Annotated in this window: 13 protein-coding genes and 1 pseudogene; 5 read left to right on the top strand and 9 right to left on the bottom strand. The window is 34.2% G+C overall.

Going from position 1 to position 17,212, the window contains the following annotated elements; all coding sequences use genetic code 11:
• Window positions 1–137: 137 nt before the first annotated feature.
• The 7 genes from KGI96_RS05545 to KGI96_RS05515 form a co-directional block, all read right to left on the bottom strand.
• The gene (locus KGI96_RS05545) at window positions 138–353 is read right to left on the bottom strand and encodes a tautomerase family protein (protein WP_211597119.1); all 216 of its coding nucleotides are present in this window, start codon (window positions 351–353) and stop codon (window positions 138–140) included.
• A gap of 15 nt (window positions 354–368) precedes the next feature.
• Complete coding sequence (gene dinB, locus KGI96_RS05540; RefSeq protein ID WP_211597120.1) at window positions 369–1,454, bottom strand: DNA polymerase IV; 1,086 nt, start codon at window positions 1,452–1,454, stop codon at window positions 369–371.
• A 9-nt stretch (window positions 1,455–1,463) separates the two neighbouring features.
• The gene (locus KGI96_RS05535; RefSeq protein ID WP_211597121.1) at window positions 1,464–2,600 is read right to left on the bottom strand and encodes a PhoH family protein; all 1,137 of its coding nucleotides are present in this window, start codon (window positions 2,598–2,600) and stop codon (window positions 1,464–1,466) included.
• Between the two features lie 85 nt (window positions 2,601–2,685).
• Window positions 2,686–3,315 (bottom strand): ATP-binding cassette domain-containing protein, encoded by a 630-nt coding sequence (locus tag KGI96_RS05530; protein WP_211597122.1) that lies wholly within the window; start codon window positions 3,313–3,315, stop codon window positions 2,686–2,688.
• Entirely contained in the window at window positions 3,315–3,998 is a 684-nt protein-coding gene (gene modB, locus KGI96_RS05525; RefSeq protein ID WP_211597123.1) for a molybdate ABC transporter permease subunit, read from the bottom strand. The genes KGI96_RS05530 and modB overlap by 1 nt, the downstream gene beginning before the upstream one ends.
• Window positions 3,991–4,722, bottom strand: coding sequence for a molybdate ABC transporter substrate-binding protein (modA, locus tag KGI96_RS05520; RefSeq protein ID WP_211597124.1), 732 nt, complete (start codon window positions 4,720–4,722; stop codon window positions 3,991–3,993). The genes modB and modA overlap by 8 nt, the downstream gene beginning before the upstream one ends.
• Before the next feature lie 196 nt (window positions 4,723–4,918).
• Window positions 4,919–5,482, bottom strand: a complete 564-nt coding sequence (locus KGI96_RS05515) for an acetate uptake transporter (RefSeq protein ID WP_211597125.1) — start codon at window positions 5,480–5,482, stop codon at window positions 4,919–4,921.
• A 518-nt stretch (window positions 5,483–6,000) separates the two neighbouring features.
• On the opposite strand from KGI96_RS05515, the gene KGI96_RS05510 reads away from it, so the two are divergent.
• The 5 genes and pseudogenes from KGI96_RS05510 (at window position 6,001) to KGI96_RS11320 (ending at window position 13,425) form a co-directional block, all read left to right on the top strand.
• Window positions 6,001–7,212, top strand: coding sequence for an efflux RND transporter periplasmic adaptor subunit (locus KGI96_RS05510; RefSeq protein ID WP_211597126.1), 1,212 nt, complete (start codon window positions 6,001–6,003; stop codon window positions 7,210–7,212).
• A gap of 12 nt (window positions 7,213–7,224) precedes the next feature.
• Window positions 7,225–10,305 (top strand): efflux RND transporter permease subunit, encoded by a 3,081-nt coding sequence (locus KGI96_RS05505; protein ID WP_211597127.1) that lies wholly within the window; start codon window positions 7,225–7,227, stop codon window positions 10,303–10,305.
• A gap of 194 nt (window positions 10,306–10,499) precedes the next feature.
• Window positions 10,500–12,713 carry a primosomal protein N' gene (gene priA, locus KGI96_RS05500; RefSeq protein WP_211597128.1) on the top strand — a complete coding sequence of 738 codons (2,214 nt, stop codon included), beginning with the start codon at window positions 10,500–10,502 and terminating at the stop codon, window positions 12,711–12,713.
• 125 nt (window positions 12,714–12,838) lie between these two features.
• A pseudogene (locus KGI96_RS05495) lies at window positions 12,839–13,210 on the top strand (type I restriction-modification system subunit M N-terminal domain-containing protein); the annotation flags it as partial.
• Window positions 13,211–13,263: 53 nt separating this feature from the next.
• Window positions 13,264–13,425 carry an IS1/IS1595 family N-terminal zinc-binding domain-containing protein gene (locus KGI96_RS11320; protein WP_420797736.1) on the top strand — a complete coding sequence of 54 codons (162 nt, stop codon included), beginning with the start codon at window positions 13,264–13,266 and terminating at the stop codon, window positions 13,423–13,425.
• Between the two features lie 354 nt (window positions 13,426–13,779).
• Here KGI96_RS11320 and cydC read toward each other — a convergent pair whose 3' ends face one another.
• Together cydC and cydD are read right to left on the bottom strand one after the other, a co-directional pair.
• On the bottom strand, window positions 13,780–15,441 hold the full coding sequence (gene cydC, locus KGI96_RS05490) for a heme ABC transporter ATP-binding protein/permease CydC (RefSeq protein ID WP_211597130.1): 1,662 nt from the start codon (window positions 15,439–15,441) through the stop codon (window positions 13,780–13,782).
• Window positions 15,441–17,204, bottom strand: coding sequence for a heme ABC transporter permease/ATP-binding protein CydD (gene cydD / locus KGI96_RS05485; RefSeq protein ID WP_211597131.1), 1,764 nt, complete (start codon window positions 17,202–17,204; stop codon window positions 15,441–15,443). The genes cydC and cydD overlap by 1 nt, the downstream gene beginning before the upstream one ends.
• Window positions 17,205–17,212: the final 8 nt, after the last annotated feature.

Raw genomic sequence — 17,212 nt, 5'->3', positions numbered from 1 at the left:
AATTAATATACCCGCTATTATTTTATTTAAGGTTTTTACATAACTCATTGATATATAAGTATATTGTAGAGGCAAGACATACCTTGTCTCTTGTATCTACGTGAGAGATTAAATTTGTTAACTTTTATTCAAATCAGTTAATCTTTATTGCTATTCCTAATATGAGTAACCGTTTTGCCCCCAATCGCATAATTATCCGTTGCAACTTCGTCAATAATCACCACACAACTTTCAGCACCTCGCCCATTAAATACTTTAGCAAAAACTTCTGTAAAACCTTTAGCTAACGCTTCTTTTTGCTGTTTGGTTGCACCACCCTCTTCACTGGTCATTGTGACCTTTATCACTGGCATTGCTCTTCTCCTCGTTTAATTCCATAAATCTAATTGTTTCGTTTCTTTTTGTTCAGGAACCTGAACATTAATACCAATAAGGCGAATTTTTTGTTTCCCTCGCCTTTTCCAAATTTGATGTAATAATTCAAAAAAATAGTCTTTTGTTACTCCTTCAGTGGTTTTCTCTAAGGTTGTTTGCGTAAAATCATCAAATTTTAATTTTATTCCTAATTTTTTAAAATCGGTTAAAGGCTTATTTCCAAAATTACGTTCAATTCTAAATTGCAGTTTTTCAAATAATTCATTTAACATTATTTCAGCCGATTGAATATCATCAATATCTGTAATCAATGTATTTTCAACGCCAATCGATTTACGAACACGGTTCACTTCAATTTTTCGATTATCAATAGCGTGACTAAAATCCCATAAACGATGCCCAAACTTACCAAAATTTTGCAAAATTGTTTGTTGATCTGACCGCTTAATATCCGCACAAGTTTTAAAACCTAAATCTAATAATTTCTGATAGGTCACTTTCCCTACCCCTGGTATTTTTTTCAAATCTAATTGATGAATAAAATCGGTAACCTCTTCAGGCGGAATAACAAACTGCCCATTGGGTTTATTTAAATCTGAGGCAATTTTTGCTAAAAATTTTAATGGTGCGACACCTGCCGAAGCGGTTAAATGTAACTCTTCCCAAATACTGTTACGAATTGCTTCTGCGATCCAAGTTGCAGAATTAAAATATTGATCACAATCCGTCACATCAAGAAAGGCTTCATCAAGGGAAAGGGGTTCAATAATGGAGGTATAACGTTGGAAAATATGATGAATTTGTTGTGATACAGATTTATATAATTCCATATTTCCTGAAATTAAAATTAAGTTTGGACATTTTTTAAGAGCCTGTTGGCTTGACATTGCACTGTGCAAACCAAATTTTCTCGCTTCATAATTACAGGTTGCCAACACCCCTCGTTTATCTGGACTTCCCCCCACCGCCACAGGGTTACCCACCAATGATGGATTTTCTCGCATTTCAACAGACGCATAAAAACAATCCATATCAATATGAATGATTTTTCTTATCGATGATTGAGATTTGTCAGCCATTTTAATTATTTAGTTTTGAATTAAATTCGCCTCTTTCATTAATTTTTCTTGCTCTGCGATCAGCTTCTCTTGTTCAACAACTAGTTTTTCTCTTTGTTGTTCTGTGTGTCTTTGAGCTTTATATTCCGCTTTACGTCTTTCATCTTCGGCTTCCCATTCTTCATAAGCCCGCACGACTTTTGCAACAACAGGGTGACGCACTACATCGTGACTATCAAAGAAATTAAAACTTAAATCAGGCACATTACTTAATACTTCTTGAGCGTGCTTTAAGCCAGATTTTTGAGAGCGAGGTAAATCGATTTGCGTTACATCACCAGTAATCACTGCTTTTGAGTTAAAACCAATTCGAGTTAAGAACATTTTCATTTGTTCAATAGTGGTGTTTTGGCTTTCATCAAGAATAATAAAGGCATCATTTAAGGTACGCCCTCGCATATAAGCCAGAGGGGCAATTTCAATGATATTTCGCTCCATAAATTTTTGGGCTTTTTCAAAACCTAACATTTCAAATAATGCATCATAAAGAGGACGTAAATAAGGCTCAATTTTTTGCCCCAAGTCACCAGGTAAAAAACCTAATTTTTCTCCAGCTTCCACAGCGGGACGAGTTAATAAAATACGACGAACTTCTTGGCGTTCTAAAGATTCCACCGCTGCTGCTACAGCTAAAAAAGTTTTTCCTGTTCCCGCAGGACCAATTCCAAAGCTAATATCGTGGGTTAAGATATTATGTAAATAGCGTTGTTGATGTTCTCCACGAGGCTTAATTACACCACGCTTGGTTTTTATCGCAATATTGCCAATACTACTTTTTTTATCGTGTTTTTTATCAGGAGAATTTTGCAGCAGCATTCGACTTTCTTGGATCATCAAATGCACATCTTCTAGATCCAATAATTTGACTTTACCCTTAATTGGTGCCGTTTCGTTATAAAGCTTTTGCAATAATTTTGCGGTATTTTGTAACACAAAATCTGCTACAGGATCTTCATCGTCAGGTTCAATCACAAATTCAAAGCCATTACGACGAATAATCACATTAAAACTGTCTTCAATTAAATTTAAATGATCATCAAACGCACCACAAAGGGATTGCAAACGAGTATTATCTTGAGGTTCTAGGGTTAATATTGTTTTATCCAATGTTTTTCCTTATAAATTCTCTTGTATAATTTAATAAATAGTTTGGGTAAGTTTAACATAAATTTAAGAATAAAAATGAGCAACATTATATCGTTAACTGAATACTGGTATCAGAGTGAATATATTTTAATTCTTCAGAATCGTGAGAGACATAGATAGCAGGTAAATTACGTTGCTTTAAATAATCCATTAAGTAATCTAGAATAATTTTTTTACGTTGTTCATCAATGGCAGAAAAGGCTTCATCAAATAGAAAAAGGCTTGGTGTACTCATTATAGATTGAATAACCAATGCTCGTTGGGTTTCTCCTGAAGAGAGTTGATCGGGTAATTTCAGTTTACAGTGATGGAGGTCAAAAATGCCAAATAATTCATCTAAATTAGGTAAGGCATAATCAGAACAACTTCGTCTTTTTTGAGCAAAAGCGATATTTTTTTCTATATTTATAAAAGGCAATAAACAACTCTCTTGTCCTACATAGGCAATAGGGCGTTTTTCAGCAGGGATGAAAATATCATTTTGTTGGAATACTTGATTATTGACAATAAATGTATTGTTAGGCGAGTAGTCTAGTCCTGCCATTAAACGTAATAAACTGGTTTTTCCACAACCTGATTTTCCTTTAATAATAGTAATTTTATTCCCTGATAATTCTGCATTAAAAGAGAGTGAAAAATCCGTTCGTTTAATGTTGAAATCGCATTTTATGGTCATTACAGTTTTACCACGCTGTTAAATGAGTGATTAATTTTAAAGATAAATAATAATAAAACAAAAGAGATCACCAGTAAAATTCCTGCTAGCCAATGGGCTTGAATATAGTTTAGGGATTCTACGTGATCGTAAATGGCGATAGAAACAACTTGTGTTTTATTGGGAATATTCCCCCCTAACATCAACACCACACCAAATTCCCCTAATGTATGGGCAAAACCCAACACTGAAGCTGTCATAAAGCCTCGCTTTGCCATTGGTAATACAATATGGATAAAGCGATCTAAAGGTTTAGTATTGAGTACTTTTGCGGTTTCAATAATATTGGGATTAATACTCGCAAAGGCATTGGTTAACGGTTGAGTGACATAAGGGAAGGAATATACAATGGAACCAATCACCAAACCTGAGAAAGAGAATAAAATAGTTTCACCAGTCAGTTGGAAAACTAAAGAACCGATAAAACTATTTGGGTTAAGTAAAATTAATAAATAAAAGCCTAACACTGTTGGCGGTAAGACAAGGGGTAACGCAATCAAGGCTTCAATAATAAATTTAAAGCGATTGCGTGATGTGGCTAACCAAAAGGCAATAGGCGTACCGATAATAAGTAAACACAGAGTCGTCGTGATACTGAGTTTAAATGACAGTAATAATGCTTGAAATGAAATGTCATCAATCATTGAGGGAATATCCATCGGCTAAAATTAAATTTTGCACTTCTTTAGAGTGAAAATAGCGTAAAAATTGTTGCACTTCTTCATTATCGTGAATAATCGCAACATCCTGTTTAATTAAAGAATGATACTGCTGTGGTACTAACCAAACGCTATTTTCATTAATTTTTTTATTTTGTTTAATTTGAGAATAGGCAACAAAACCCGTATCACTTGCCCCTGATTTTACAAAATGATAAGTCTGAGCAATGTTTTCACCAAAAATATATAAAGACTGTTTTTTTTGCCATAAAGATAAGGCTTTTAGTGTTTCACTCGCTGCAATTCCATAAGGTGCATATTTAGGATTGGCTAATGCAAGGCGATTACTTTTTTGCTTTACTGCCTCTTCAAGCGTTATTTTTGAACCATTATATAGAGGTTTCCAATACACTAAACGACCGATTGCATAAGTAAAGGTAAGTATTGCTTGTTGCTGTTTTAATAATTCACTTGGACGTTTTTGATCAGCAGAAAAAAACAGATCGATTGGTGCACCATATTGAATTTGAGCGTAGTGTTTTCCGCTTGATCCTGAAAGAATATTGATTTTTGTAGCGGTTACATTTGTGTAACTTTTTGCAATCTTTTTCATTGTAGGTACAAAATTACTGGCTACGGCAATATTGATATCCGCAAAGCAGTTTGTTGTAAAAAATAGTAATAAAGGGACTATTTTTTTAAAATTCATTATTTGAATACCATAACATCATTATTTAATAGTTAGTTTATAATATTGTTGAATATAAAATGCAACAATTAAATTGTATTTTGTATGACTGAAATCATTATTTTGTGGTTTTAAGATCAAATGGAATAAATAAAAAAGGTTGATTTTATAAGATCAACCTTTTACTTTATATATCAATATTTACTTATTTTATAAATTATTTGTTAGGTTCACCAATAGGTAAAAGGGTACGCCCAAAACTTTCATTGATCACTTCCGCAGAAGCAAGATAGAATGCTGCAAGAGCAGTCAAATAACCAAAATAACCACCGATATGAGTAATGGTATGATTTGTTGTAAAATCACCGATTGCAAGTAGGTAAAAGGTAAGGGTAAGTAAACCAAAAATGGTTTGTAAAGCTCGTGGTTTAGTGAGTGTCGCGACAAACATCATTAAGGTAAAAGTTCCCCAAGCAACGAGATACCAAGCGATAAATGAGGTTTCCACGCCTGTAGTAAAAAAGAGTTTAAAAAGAGCAAAGCTCCACCAAAATGCCCCGTAACTGGTAAAAGCAGTAAATCCAAAAGTGTTACCTTTTGCAAACTCAAACATACCCGCTATCATTTGAGCTGTGCCACCAAAAGCTAATCCCATAGCTAAAACTAAGCCAACATTTGAGCCTGAAAAATGACCAGTATTAATTAAGCTGAGTAACCAAGTGGTTAACGCAAAACCACAAAGACCAAGTGGAGCAGGATTAGTGGTAATTTGTTGATTCATAAAATTCCTTGAAGATATAAAAGAGGCGAATCTTAACAAATATCTATGTTTTTTCAATAAAAATAATTAAATAAAAAATAAAGGATCAGGCCGCCGCAAACTTTTAGCTATTGATTTTTAGAAATTAAGAATAAAATTTAAACATAGTGGCTATATTAATGGTTAAATTTGTAAATTAAATATCTAGTATGGAGATGTCGAATGTGATGTTTCAGAATATGGGTTGATACATAAATTAATATTTGTTAATTAGCCACTATAGTATCTTTTTATAACCCTGCTTTTGTATTATAGAAAATAACCCATTGATTTTATTGCAATAATTAAAGTGTGATCTTGTGTTAGTCTTTGGATAAGATCATACTTTGATGGAACAAGGTAGTACTTAAAACCTAATAAAAATCAAGAGGTAAAAGTTTGCGGTTACTCTGTATGCTGTTTATAAAATAACAATTCTTCTTTATTATTTTTTTAAAATTAGTAAAATGAAAACAATTACTATTTTTTATGGAGTATTTATGAAAATAAAACAAAAAAAGAAAGCTCGAGGTAAAAAGTTTTTACTGATTTTAGTCTTGATAGTCACTTTAATTATTTTTGGTGGTGTTGTTGGAATGCAACAATTTATCAAAATGAAAAAAGCAGAATTTGCTCAAAATATGCCTGAGACAGTAAATTTAGTGACAGCAATGAAACTTGAACCGCAACAATGGATACCAACGATCAAAACAACAGGTAAAATTCGCCCAAATCAAGGGGCAATGTTGAGTGCTCAAATGTCTGGCACGGTAAAAGATGTGTTGGTTAAATCTGGTCAGCAAGTTAAAAAAGGGCAGTTATTGGTTGAGATTGATAGTACAGTAGAAAAAGCAAATTTACGTGCGGCAGAAACCCAATTGCCACAGGCAAAGAAAAATTATCAGCGTTATCAAACCTTGATTAAATCAGGCAGTGCGTCAAAAGCAGAGTATGATAATATTCAAGCGACTTATAATCAGTTGGTAGCAAATATTGAGGCATTGAAAGCGAGCATCAAGCGTCGTCAAATTTATGCCCCTTTTGATGGTATTGCTGGAATTGTGAAAGTCAATCAAGGGCAATATATTTCAATGGGGACACCAATTGTGCGTGTTGAAGATCGTAGTGCGATGAAAGTCCAATTTACTTTGCCACAAACAGAACTACAAAAAATAAAATTAAAACAAGATGTTGTAGTAACCACAGATGTATTAGCTAATCAACCTTTTCCAGCTAAAATTACTGCAATTGATCCAGCAGTCAATACTGCAACAGGGTTGGTTGAACTAGAGGCAACCATTACAGCAGGACAACAGAAATTACTTTCTGGAATGTTTGTAAACTTAAATATTCAATTACCAAGTGAGAAAGAGCAAATAGTTGTGCCTCAAATTGCGGTGACTTATACAATGTATGGTGAAACGGTTTATGTGTTGCAACCCTTATCTGATAAGGATAAAGAAATGGTAGAAAGAATGAAAGAGCGTAACCCAACATTAGATGCAAATAAAATGTATCGAGCGAAGCAAATTGATGTAAAAACTCTCGATCGGAACGGTAATTTTGCACAGTTAGACAGTCATAAAGGAGTAAAAATAGGCGATCGAATTGTAACAGGTGGTTTTCAGCGTTTAAGTAATAATGCGTTGGTAACAGTTGCAGATCAACAAGGTGTAGGTGAAACGGCACCTGATACTATTAGTAATTTATAATTTGGAGCAAAAATGAAATTTACTGATATTTTTATTAAACGACCTGTTTTAGCCATTTGTATTAGCTTATTAATTACTATTTTAGGGTTGCAGTCCATTCAAAAATTACAGGTACGAGAGTATCCTGAAATGACGAATACTATTGTTAATGTACAAGTGGTTTATGCAGGTGCTGATGCAAGTTTAATGCAGGCATTTGTTACTTCAAAATTGGAAGAAGCGGTAGCTCAAGCTGATAATATTGATTATGTTACTTCAAGTAGTACACCTAATGTGGCAATGATTACTGCAAAAATGAAGTTAAATACCGATCCAAATGTTGCTCTTTCTGATATTTCTTCAAAAGTGAATGCCATTCGCTCAGAATTACCAAGTGGTATTGACGACCCTTCTATTAGTGTGTCTGCGGGTAATAGCTCTTTGATGTACATTCGTTTTAAATCAAAAGAATTAAATGCAACCCAAGTAACAGATTATCTTCAACGAGTAGTTAAACCCCAATTTTTTACTGTAAATGGCGTGTCAAAAGTCACTATTTTTGGTGCCACTCCCTTTGGCTTACGTATTTGGTTAGATCCTCAAAAATTAGCGGCTCATAATCTTTCCAGTGCAGCAGTAATGAGGGCATTGAGTGCCAATAATGTACAAACCGCTGCTGGAGCGATTAATGGCTATTACACCGTTTATAACAATAAAGTGGAATCCACTACCCCAACGGTAGAAGAATTAAGTCATCTAACCGTAGTAACAACCCCTACTGGAAATCAAATTAAATTAGGGGATTTAGCAAAAATTGAATTGGATAAATCGTCAGACAGAGCGAGAGCAACGGTTGATGGTGCTGAAACTGTTGTTATTGCAGTTGAAGCCGCTGCAACTGCCAACTCATTAACAGTGGCTAAAAATATTTATCCAATGTTTGAAAGAGTAAAACAAAACTTACCAGATTCAATCCAAGCAAATATTCTTTATGATGGTACTATTGCTATTAATCATTCCATTGATGAAGTGATTAAAACCATTGGTGAAGCAGTAGTAATAGTATTAATTGTGATTGTTTTATTCTTAGGTTCATTACGGGCAATGATCGTACCTATTATCACTATTCCCATTTCCTTAATCGGTGTGTTATTTGTATTACAAATGATGGGTTTTTCAATTAATCTCCTTACTTTATTAGCTCTTATTTTGGCGATTGGGCTTGTGGTAGATGATGCTATTGTAGTGCTAGAAAATGTCGAACGCCATATTAAAGAAGGTAAAACGCCTTTTGATGCAGCGATTATTGGTACGCGTGAAATTGCCATACCGGTTATTGCAATGACCATTACATTAGGGGCAGTATATTCACCAATGGCATTAATGGAAGGAGTAACAGGAACATTATTTAAAGAATTTGCTTTGACCCTTGCAGGTGCAGTATTTATTTCAGGAATTGCAGCGTTAACGCTTTCTCCAATGATGTCTGCGAATATTTTACAACAAAAAGACCAACCTAATCGTTTTGAATTATTAATTGAAAAATCTTTAGAAAAAATGACCGCTTGTTATGTGGGGTTATTAAGTTTAGTAATGTCAATGCGTGGTTTTGTCGTCTTTTTTGCAACATTAATTTTTGTAAGCTTACCATTTTTATTTAGCTCACTCTCAACAGAAGTTGCACCTACCGAAGATAGAGGATTTGTGGTATCTATTTCTTCTGGTCCTTCTAATACTAATTTAGATTATACCCAACAAGCACTCAGACCTTTTGAAACTAAGGTAAAAGCCATTCCTGAAATTGATTCAATGATGAGTATTGCAGGTTTCTCTGGTGCAGGAAATAGTTCATTGGCAATTATAATGTTAAAAGATTGGGCAGAGCGTTCTAGATCAATGTTTGAGGTCAAAAATGATATTGCAAAATTGGGAAAAGTAGTGCCAGAAATGAATGTAAATGCGATTACTTTCCCTGAAATTTCAACAGGGGAGAGTGGATTACCTTTTTCTTTGGTTATTACTTCTGCAGAGAGTTATCAAAAACTAGCTCAAGTAGCATTGAAAGTATTAGAAAAAGCACAAGCATCAGGACAATTCTTTTTTGCAATGTTAGATTTAAAATTTAATACTGCCACAATGAAAATGACTTTTGATCGTGAAAAAATGGGGGCTTATGGGATTACAATGTCACAAGTGAGTACAACGTTAGGAAGCTTCTTATCTGGAGCAACTATTACTCGTGTTGATATTGATTCACGTGCTTACCCAATTATCTCACAAGTGCCAAGAGCAGATCGTCTTAATCCACAAGACCTTATGAATTACTATGTTACGGCAAGTAATGGTGAAGCAGTGCCCTTAGGTTCCTTTATTAAAATGGAATTAACCACAGCACCAGCCTCATTAAACAAAATGAATCAGCTAAATTCAGCAACCATTGGCGGAGTCGTATCAGGCTCTATTGGAGATGCGGTAAACTGGGCAAAAGCAGAATTAGATCAAACTTTGCCTCAAGGCTATCAATATGATTTCCTTTCTGAAGCACGTCAATACGTTCAAGAAGGCAATGCAATGTTAATGACCTTTGGTTTAGCCATTATTATCATTTTTATTGTACTTGCTATTCAATTTGAATCTTGGCGAGATCCAATGGTAATAATGGTTTCTGTACCATTGGCTATTAGTGGTGCATTATTAGTAATGAATATTTTAGGTATAGCAAAAATACAAGGGGCAACATTAAATATTTATTCACAAGTTGGATTAGTTACCTTAGTTGGTTTAATTACTAAACACGGTATTTTAATGTGTGAAGTAGCAAAGGAACAGCAACTTCATCATAATAAATCTCGCTTTAATGCAATTATTTATGCTGCTACAATTCGTTTACGCCCTATTCTGATGACGACAGCAGCAATGATTGCAGGTTTAATTCCACTACTTTTTGCATCAGGTGCAGGAGCGAATGCTCGTTTTAGTATTGGAGTTGTGATTATAGCAGGGTTAGGTGTTGGGACATTGTTTACCCTATTCATTCTACCTGTAATTTACAGTTTTATTGCTAGTGAGCATAAACCACTTCCTGAATTTGATGAACAGAAGTATGAATCATAAGTTATTGTTTTAGTTAAAAAACAGCACAGACCCCAAAAGTTAAACATAATTTTTGGGGTTTTATTATGAAAAAATGAATAACGTCTTTTTATAAAATTACGCCTTAATACAAACATAAAATCTTATATTACATTAACAAATTTAATCTTAAATACGTTATACTTCTCCTTATTTTTCATATTCTAAATTGACCAATGAACTTAATTCAAATTGCATTACCTGTGCCGTTAAATCGTTATTTTGATTACCTTTTGCCCGCCGAAATAAAAGCAGTAAAAGGGGCGAGGGTTGTTGTGCCTTTTGGAAATCAAAAAAAAATAGGGATTGTGGTCGGTTTTCCTGAAACCACAGATATTCCAAAAGATAAACTTAAACCCATCTTATCTGTGTTAGATGAACAATCTTTGTTTGATGATGAAATTTGGCAACTATTAAAATGGTCAGCAGATTATTATCATAGTCCTTTAGGTGAAGTGTTGCAAAGTGCATTGCCAGTTAAATTACGACAAGGAGAAAGCTGTGAACGAGCGGTATTAGAACAATTTTCTGTCACAGAAATTGGTCATAAAGCACTGCTAAATGGCACCTTAAACCGTGCCAAAAAGCAACAGCAACTTTTAACTGAATTAACCCAATTTGCAAATTTCTTTGAGAAACCGACCGCTTGTAGTTCGTCTGTTTGGAAAGCCTTGTTGGAAAAAGGCTTTGTTAAGAAAGAAAAACTCTCTTTTGAAAGTAAAACGTGGTTGGAAAAATTAGGTGATAATGAGCAATGTAATAGCAGTAATAAATTAAGGTTGAATAAACAGCAAGCCCTAATAGTAGGACGTTTACAGTATCAAAAAGGCTTTGGGGCTTTTTTATTAAACGGCGTCACAGGTTCAGGAAAAACCGAAGTCTATTTACAAGTTATTGAAACAGTATTAGAAAAAGGAAAACAAGTTTTAGTTTTAGTCCCTGAAATTGGTTTAACCCCTCAAACAATTGCTCGATTTAAAGCTCGTTTCAATGTAGAAATTGATACCGTGCATTCTAATTTGAATGATACTGAACGCTTAAATGTGTGGCTCAGAGCGAAAAATGGTGAAAATGCAATTGTGATTGGCACTCGTTCAGCACTCTTTAGCCAATTTAAAAATTTGGGTTTAATTATTATTGATGAAGAACACGATAGTTCATTTAAGCAGCAAGATGGTTGGCGTTATAATGCACGAGATTTAGCAGTGCTACGTGCAAAAAACAATGATATTCCGATTATTTTAGGTTCAGCCACACCAAGTTTAGAAAGTGTGCAAAATGTACAAAATGGTAAATTTACTGAGTTAGTATTAAAAAATCGAGCAGGTGATGCTCAACTGGCTCAACAGTGTGTGATTGATTTGAAAACACAACAAATTTACTCAGGGCTTTCACAACAATTATTATCAATGATGAAAACTCATTTAGAGCAGGGCAATCAAGTGATGTTGTTTTTAAACCGTCGAGGGTTTGCGCCTGTATTACTTTGCCACGAATGTGGTTGGATTTGTGAATGTCGTTCTTGTGAAAAGCCTTATACTTACCATCAGAAACAGAGTGTATTGCGTTGTCATCATTGTGCTTCTCAAAAAATTATTCCTAAACAATGTGGATATTGTGGTTCAACGCATTTAGTGACAACGGGTATTGGAACAGAACAGTTAGAAAAAGAATTAACCCAAAGATTTGAACATTATAATATTACAAGAATAGATCGTGATAGCACAACACGAAAAGGTTCATTAGATAAGCATTTATCAGATATTCAGCAGGGCAAAAGCCAAATTTTGATTGGTACACAAATGTTAGCCAAAGGACACCATTTTCCAAATGTAACCTTAGTTGCGATTGTAAATGTGGATAGTGCATTATTTTCCACGGATTTTAGAGCCGAGGAACGTTTAGCACAGCTTTATATTCAAGTGGCAGGCAGAGCTGGACGAGCTGAAAAGAAAGGTACTGTGGTGTTACAAACTCATTATCCTGAACACCCATTACTAAAGTCACTGCTTATAAAAGGTTATGACGAATTTACGAAAACAGCGTTAGAAATGCGACAACTAATGAGTTTACCGCCATTTTCAGCTCAAGTATTATTTAAAGCTACAGGGCGAGATAATGAAAAAATTGCAAATTTTTTAACTGATCTTACCGCTTATTTTCAGCAACAAATTGCTGCGCATCAATGGCAAGGCTTTCAACTCCTTCCTCCAATGGCAGCGCCTATGGCAAAAAAAGCAGGGCAGTACCGTTGGCAGTTGCTAATTCAACATCATTCAAAAGCAATGTTACAACAGCTACTTAATCAGTTTGATTTAGATAAAAATCAGCTTGAAATACCATCTAATATTCGATTGGTTTTAGATGTTGATCCGTTAGATTTTAATTAGAGAGTTAGTATAGTAGGGTCTGATTATAAGCCCATAAAATAAGTTTAAAAGTAAAATATGGATAGGACCAATATAAGGCTGTGCCTAATTGACCCTATGTTGTAAAAATAAGAAAGGAATAAAAAATGAACCATACTGGACACAATAAATTAGTGAGTTTTATTTGGTCAATTGCCGATGACTGTTTAAGAGATATTTATGTACGAGGTAAATATCGTGATGTTATTTTACCGATGTTGGTATTAAGACGACTTGATGCTTTACTTGAAGCAACCAAAGAAGACGTGCTTGAAGAAGTAAGATTTCAACAAGAAGAAATTGGGATTACAGATATTACCGATATGGATTTATCCCTTAGAGATGCAAGCGGTTATGTTTTTTATAATACTAGCAAATGGACACTTCAAAAAATTCAAGATACTGCCACAAACTCATCAAGTATATTAGAAGGGAACTTTAATGAATATCTGAATGGATTTAGTAAAAATGGGCATAAAGGACAAAAATAATGCTAAAAAGTCACTTAGAACCTTATACAATAAGGCTTTGAGTGACTTTTTTGAATGAATTTAAAAAATGTGAAAAATGTAGTAGTACAAATCTAAAGAAAAATGGGAAATTTAAAGGTAAACAAAAGTATAAATGTAACTCTTGTAACTGCCAATTCATCTATAAAAACAAGCCTAAAATAGACCAAATTTGGAATGATTAGGCATAAAGGACAAAAATAATGCTACTTTTTAGAATGTACATCCAATTAAAATGTGACGGGTTGTTTTTATCATCTAAGGATTGAACTCCATCATCAAGAATCGTCATATTCATTTCTTTATATCCTTTGAGTGTTTTTAGTACAATACTATAACTTATAAAGGCGTTCAACTATTTTGATTATACGAAATTATAGTATTGTTACTGTACAGGGCAAGGGTGAGTTCTTGCCCTGCTGTTTAACTATCTATACACTATAAAGAGCATTACTCAATAGAAAAGATTGTGGTGATTATTATATTAAATCTAATTTGCTCTTATTTAATCCATAATTGATGAATATATTGGTAAATACTCATTTTAAAATAATCCCTTTTTCAAGATGATAAATATGATCAAAACGAGAGAGTTGGCTTACTCGATGTGTGATCATAAGTACCGTTTTGTTTTTACATTCATTGAGGATAAGTTCTAAAATTTGTTGTTCTGTTTCACGATCTAGTCCTTCCGTTGGCTCATCAAGTAATACAATTTGAGCAGGGTGGAGCAGTGTTCTGGCTAATCCCAAACGACGTTGTTCTCCTCCAGATAGAGGACGCCCCCCCTCACCAAGCCATAAATTTAATCCTTCAGATTGTTCAAGTAGGTGAGTTAACCCAACTTTGGTTAATGAGTGGATAAGTTCTAATTCGGTGGCGTTAGGTTTTGCAATTAATAAATTATCTCGTAATGAAGCACTAAAAATATGCACTTTTTGGTTTAAGGTGATCATATTTTGACGCAGTGCATTTTCACAGTAATTTTCAATTTTGCAATTATTTAACCAGATCTGACCGCTTGTTGGTGCATAGTTTCGGTTTAACAATTGAAAAATGGTGGTTTTCCCACTGCCTGTTTTTCCTAAAATGGCAACTTTTTCACCTTGTTTAATTTCAAAGCAAAGGTTATTTAAAACTAGTTGATCCGTATAGCTAAAAGAGATATTTTCAAATTGAATAAGCGGTGACTTAGTCTCAATTTTTTGCAAAAATTCTTTTGTTCCAAACACAATAGGTGGTTGAGTCGTAATATTGGTTAAGCGTTCTGCTGCTGTAATCACTTGTCCTAAATGTAAAAAAGCCACACCGATAGGGGTTAAAATTTCAAGAGAGGCAAGGGTACAGAAGATAATGAGGGCAATAAGGGCTTCACTGTTTTCAATATTTGGAAGCTGAATTGCGGTAGCACAAAGATATAATGTGACAGTAACAAGTAAACCATTGCAAGCAATCAGCAGGGAATTGGATAAATCACTGAGTTGGTGTTCCTTGCTTTGATTTTGTAACCATTGTTGTTCAGTTTGTTGTAATTTTTCAGTGGCTTGTTGTTGAACACCAAATAGTAAAAATTCTGAGTGGAGCTGTATCCATTCAATAAATTGTGAACGGTATTGACTTCTCGTTTGAATAATATCTTTCCCTGTTTTTCTTCCTAAATGATAAAAAATAGTAGGAAAAATCAATAAAAGAGCCGTTAAACTACCGCAAACCACGAAACTAATTAATGGCGAAACAAACCACAGCCCAAATCCCATAAAGAGAATAACCGCAATGGCACTGAGAAAAGGAGAAATTAGGTTAAGGTATAGGGTGTCGAGAGTATCAACATCCGCAACCATAAAATTAAGTAGCTCACTGTTTCTATATTGATTTAATTGTGCTGGACTAAGCGGTATGATTTTTTTAAAAATTGCAACTCGTAATGTCGCTAATACTCTAAAGGTTGCATCGTGAGTAACGAGGCGTTCAAAATAGCGAGTAACGGTTCGCCCAATGGCTAAGCCTCTTACTCCAGATGAAGGGTAGAAAAAGTTAAAAGTAAGCACGGATCCAAAAAGAGAAGAAGCTGCTAAAAACCAACCAGATAAACTGAGTAAACCAATACTGGCACTTAAACTCGTAATAGCAAGAATGATCCCTAATGCTAGGTGACCATAGTGATGTTTTAAAAGAGAAAGAAAAGGGAAAAGTGAACGCATTATGGTATTTCCTTATCTATAATTTGAGAGTCAATCAATTGACTAAAATAGCCTTGATTTTTTATATGATTAAATGATCCTTGTTGCACAATTTCACCATTTTTCATTACTAAGATATTGTGGCTCTGTTTGAGATCTTCTACTCTATGAGTAATCATTAAAGTTGCTTGTTTTTCACTTAATGTCTTCAGTGCTTGTAATACCTGTTGCTCTGATTTCCCATCAAGGCTAGCTGTGGGTTCATCAAGTAATAGTAATGTAGCAGGGCGAAGAATAGCTCTTGCAATAGCAATACGTTGTGCTTGCCCGCCAGAAAGTCCAATACTGTGATCTTGGATTTGATAATCCAACCCTAAGGTATTAACAAATTCATCAGCATTAGAGAGCCTGAGGGCGTTATTAAGTTCTTCTTCAGTTGTATTAGGGCTACCAAGTAAAATATTTTCTTTTAAAGATCCTTTGATAAGTTGAGGGTTTTGCCCTACCCAAGCTAATTTTTTACGCCATTGGGTGATATCTAATTCTTTTAATTCAATTCCATTTATTTTTACTGAACCTTGATAGGGTAAAAAACCTAAAAACATATTAATTAAAGAGGTTTTTCCTGCACCACTTTGTCCAACAATCGCAATATGTTGTTGTGGCATTATGTCAAAGTTCAATGGTTTACTTAACGGGGTTCCTTGTGGTGAAAGAACAATACAATCTTTAACACTGATTTGTAATTCATCTTTTTCTAATAATTGTGAACCATATTGTTGCGTTGATACTTCAGTATTTAGAAACGTTTCAATACTATCTGCTGCACCAATAGCGGTAGATTTGTCGTGATAATAAGTCCCGAGTTCACGTAGCGGTTGATAAAATTCTGGGGCGAGCATTAAGCAGAAGAAACCAATAAATAAACTCACTTCTGTATTATAGCCACCAAAATCGATCTGATCTAAATAGGTAAAACCAAAATAGACCGCAGTAACAGCAATAGAGATTGCAGTAAAAAATTCTAAAACCGCAGAAGAAAGAAATGCCATTTTTAATACATCCATTGTGCTGACACGAAAATCTTCGGTACTTTGATAAATTTGGTTAGTTTGTTGTTCTGCTTGTCCAAATAGACGAATCGTCTCTAATCCCTTTAATTTATCAAGAAATTGACCGCTTAATAGAGATAAAATGCTAATGTGACGTTGATTGACTTCTGCGGCTTTCATTCCTGCAAGGATCATAAATAATGGAAGTAAAGGGAGAGTTACAAATAGGATAATTCCAGCCGCCCAATTCAGAGAAAATACCACACCAAGAATAGCAATAGGAATTAGCATTGCTATTTTTTGCTGTGGTAAATAGCGAGCATAAAAATTATGTAGGTTTTCAACCTGTTCAAGCATTAATATAGCCCAACTTCCTGCAGGTTTTTGTGAAATAGTCATTGGACCAACAGCATTAAGTTTATCAATAATTTGTTTTCTTAAATGTTGTCGAAGTTGTAATCCTGCTTGAAAGCCAATTTTTTGGCGGATCCAAACCAAAATGGCACGTCCAATAAAACATAGAAGCAGAGTAATAAGTAATAAATAAAAAGACTCAGGTAATTGTTGTATTTTTATAATGTTGTGTAATATATGCGCAAGAATACCCATTTGTATAATAATAAGTAATCCACATATAAAACCGAATAAAATATTAAGATAAATCCATTTTTTAACTGTATTTTGTTGTTTATTAAGCCATTTTTGTAAATATTGTTGGCGTTGTTTATCCATATTAAAAA

Origin of the sequence: Phocoenobacter atlanticus subsp. cyclopteri (assembly GCF_018343795.1) — a bacterium.
Classification (GTDB): domain Bacteria; phylum Pseudomonadota; class Gammaproteobacteria; order Enterobacterales; family Pasteurellaceae; genus Phocoenobacter; species Phocoenobacter atlanticus.
Note: the sequence above shows the minus strand (reverse complement) of the source record. Positions and strands in the feature narration are given on the sequence as shown.

Coding starts and splice junctions, on each gene's coding strand:
- KGI96_RS05545 (WP_211597119.1), bottom strand. CDS start 353: ATGCCAGTGATAAAGGTCACAATGACCAGTGAAGAGGGTGGTGCAACC.
- dinB (WP_211597120.1), bottom strand. CDS start 1,454: ATGGCTGACAAATCTCAATCATCGATAAGAAAAATCATTCATATTGAT.
- KGI96_RS05530 (WP_211597122.1), bottom strand. CDS start 3,315: ATGACCATAAAATGCGATTTCAACATTAAACGAACGGATTTTTCACTC.
- modB (WP_211597123.1), bottom strand. CDS start 3,998: ATGATTGATGACATTTCATTTCAAGCATTATTACTGTCATTTAAACTC.
- modA (WP_211597124.1), bottom strand. CDS start 4,722: ATGAATTTTAAAAAAATAGTCCCTTTATTACTATTTTTTACAACAAAC.
- KGI96_RS05515 (WP_211597125.1), bottom strand. CDS start 5,482: ATGAATCAACAAATTACCACTAATCCTGCTCCACTTGGTCTTTGTGGT.
- KGI96_RS05510 (WP_211597126.1), top strand. CDS start 6,001: ATGAAAATAAAACAAAAAAAGAAAGCTCGAGGTAAAAAGTTTTTACTG.
- KGI96_RS05505 (WP_211597127.1), top strand. CDS start 7,225: ATGAAATTTACTGATATTTTTATTAAACGACCTGTTTTAGCCATTTGT.
- priA (WP_211597128.1), top strand. CDS start 10,500: ATGAACTTAATTCAAATTGCATTACCTGTGCCGTTAAATCGTTATTTT.
- cydC (WP_211597130.1), bottom strand. CDS start 15,441: ATGCGTTCACTTTTCCCTTTTCTTTCTCTTTTAAAACATCACTATGGT.
- cydD (WP_211597131.1), bottom strand. CDS start 17,204: ATGGATAAACAACGCCAACAATATTTACAAAAATGGCTTAATAAACAA.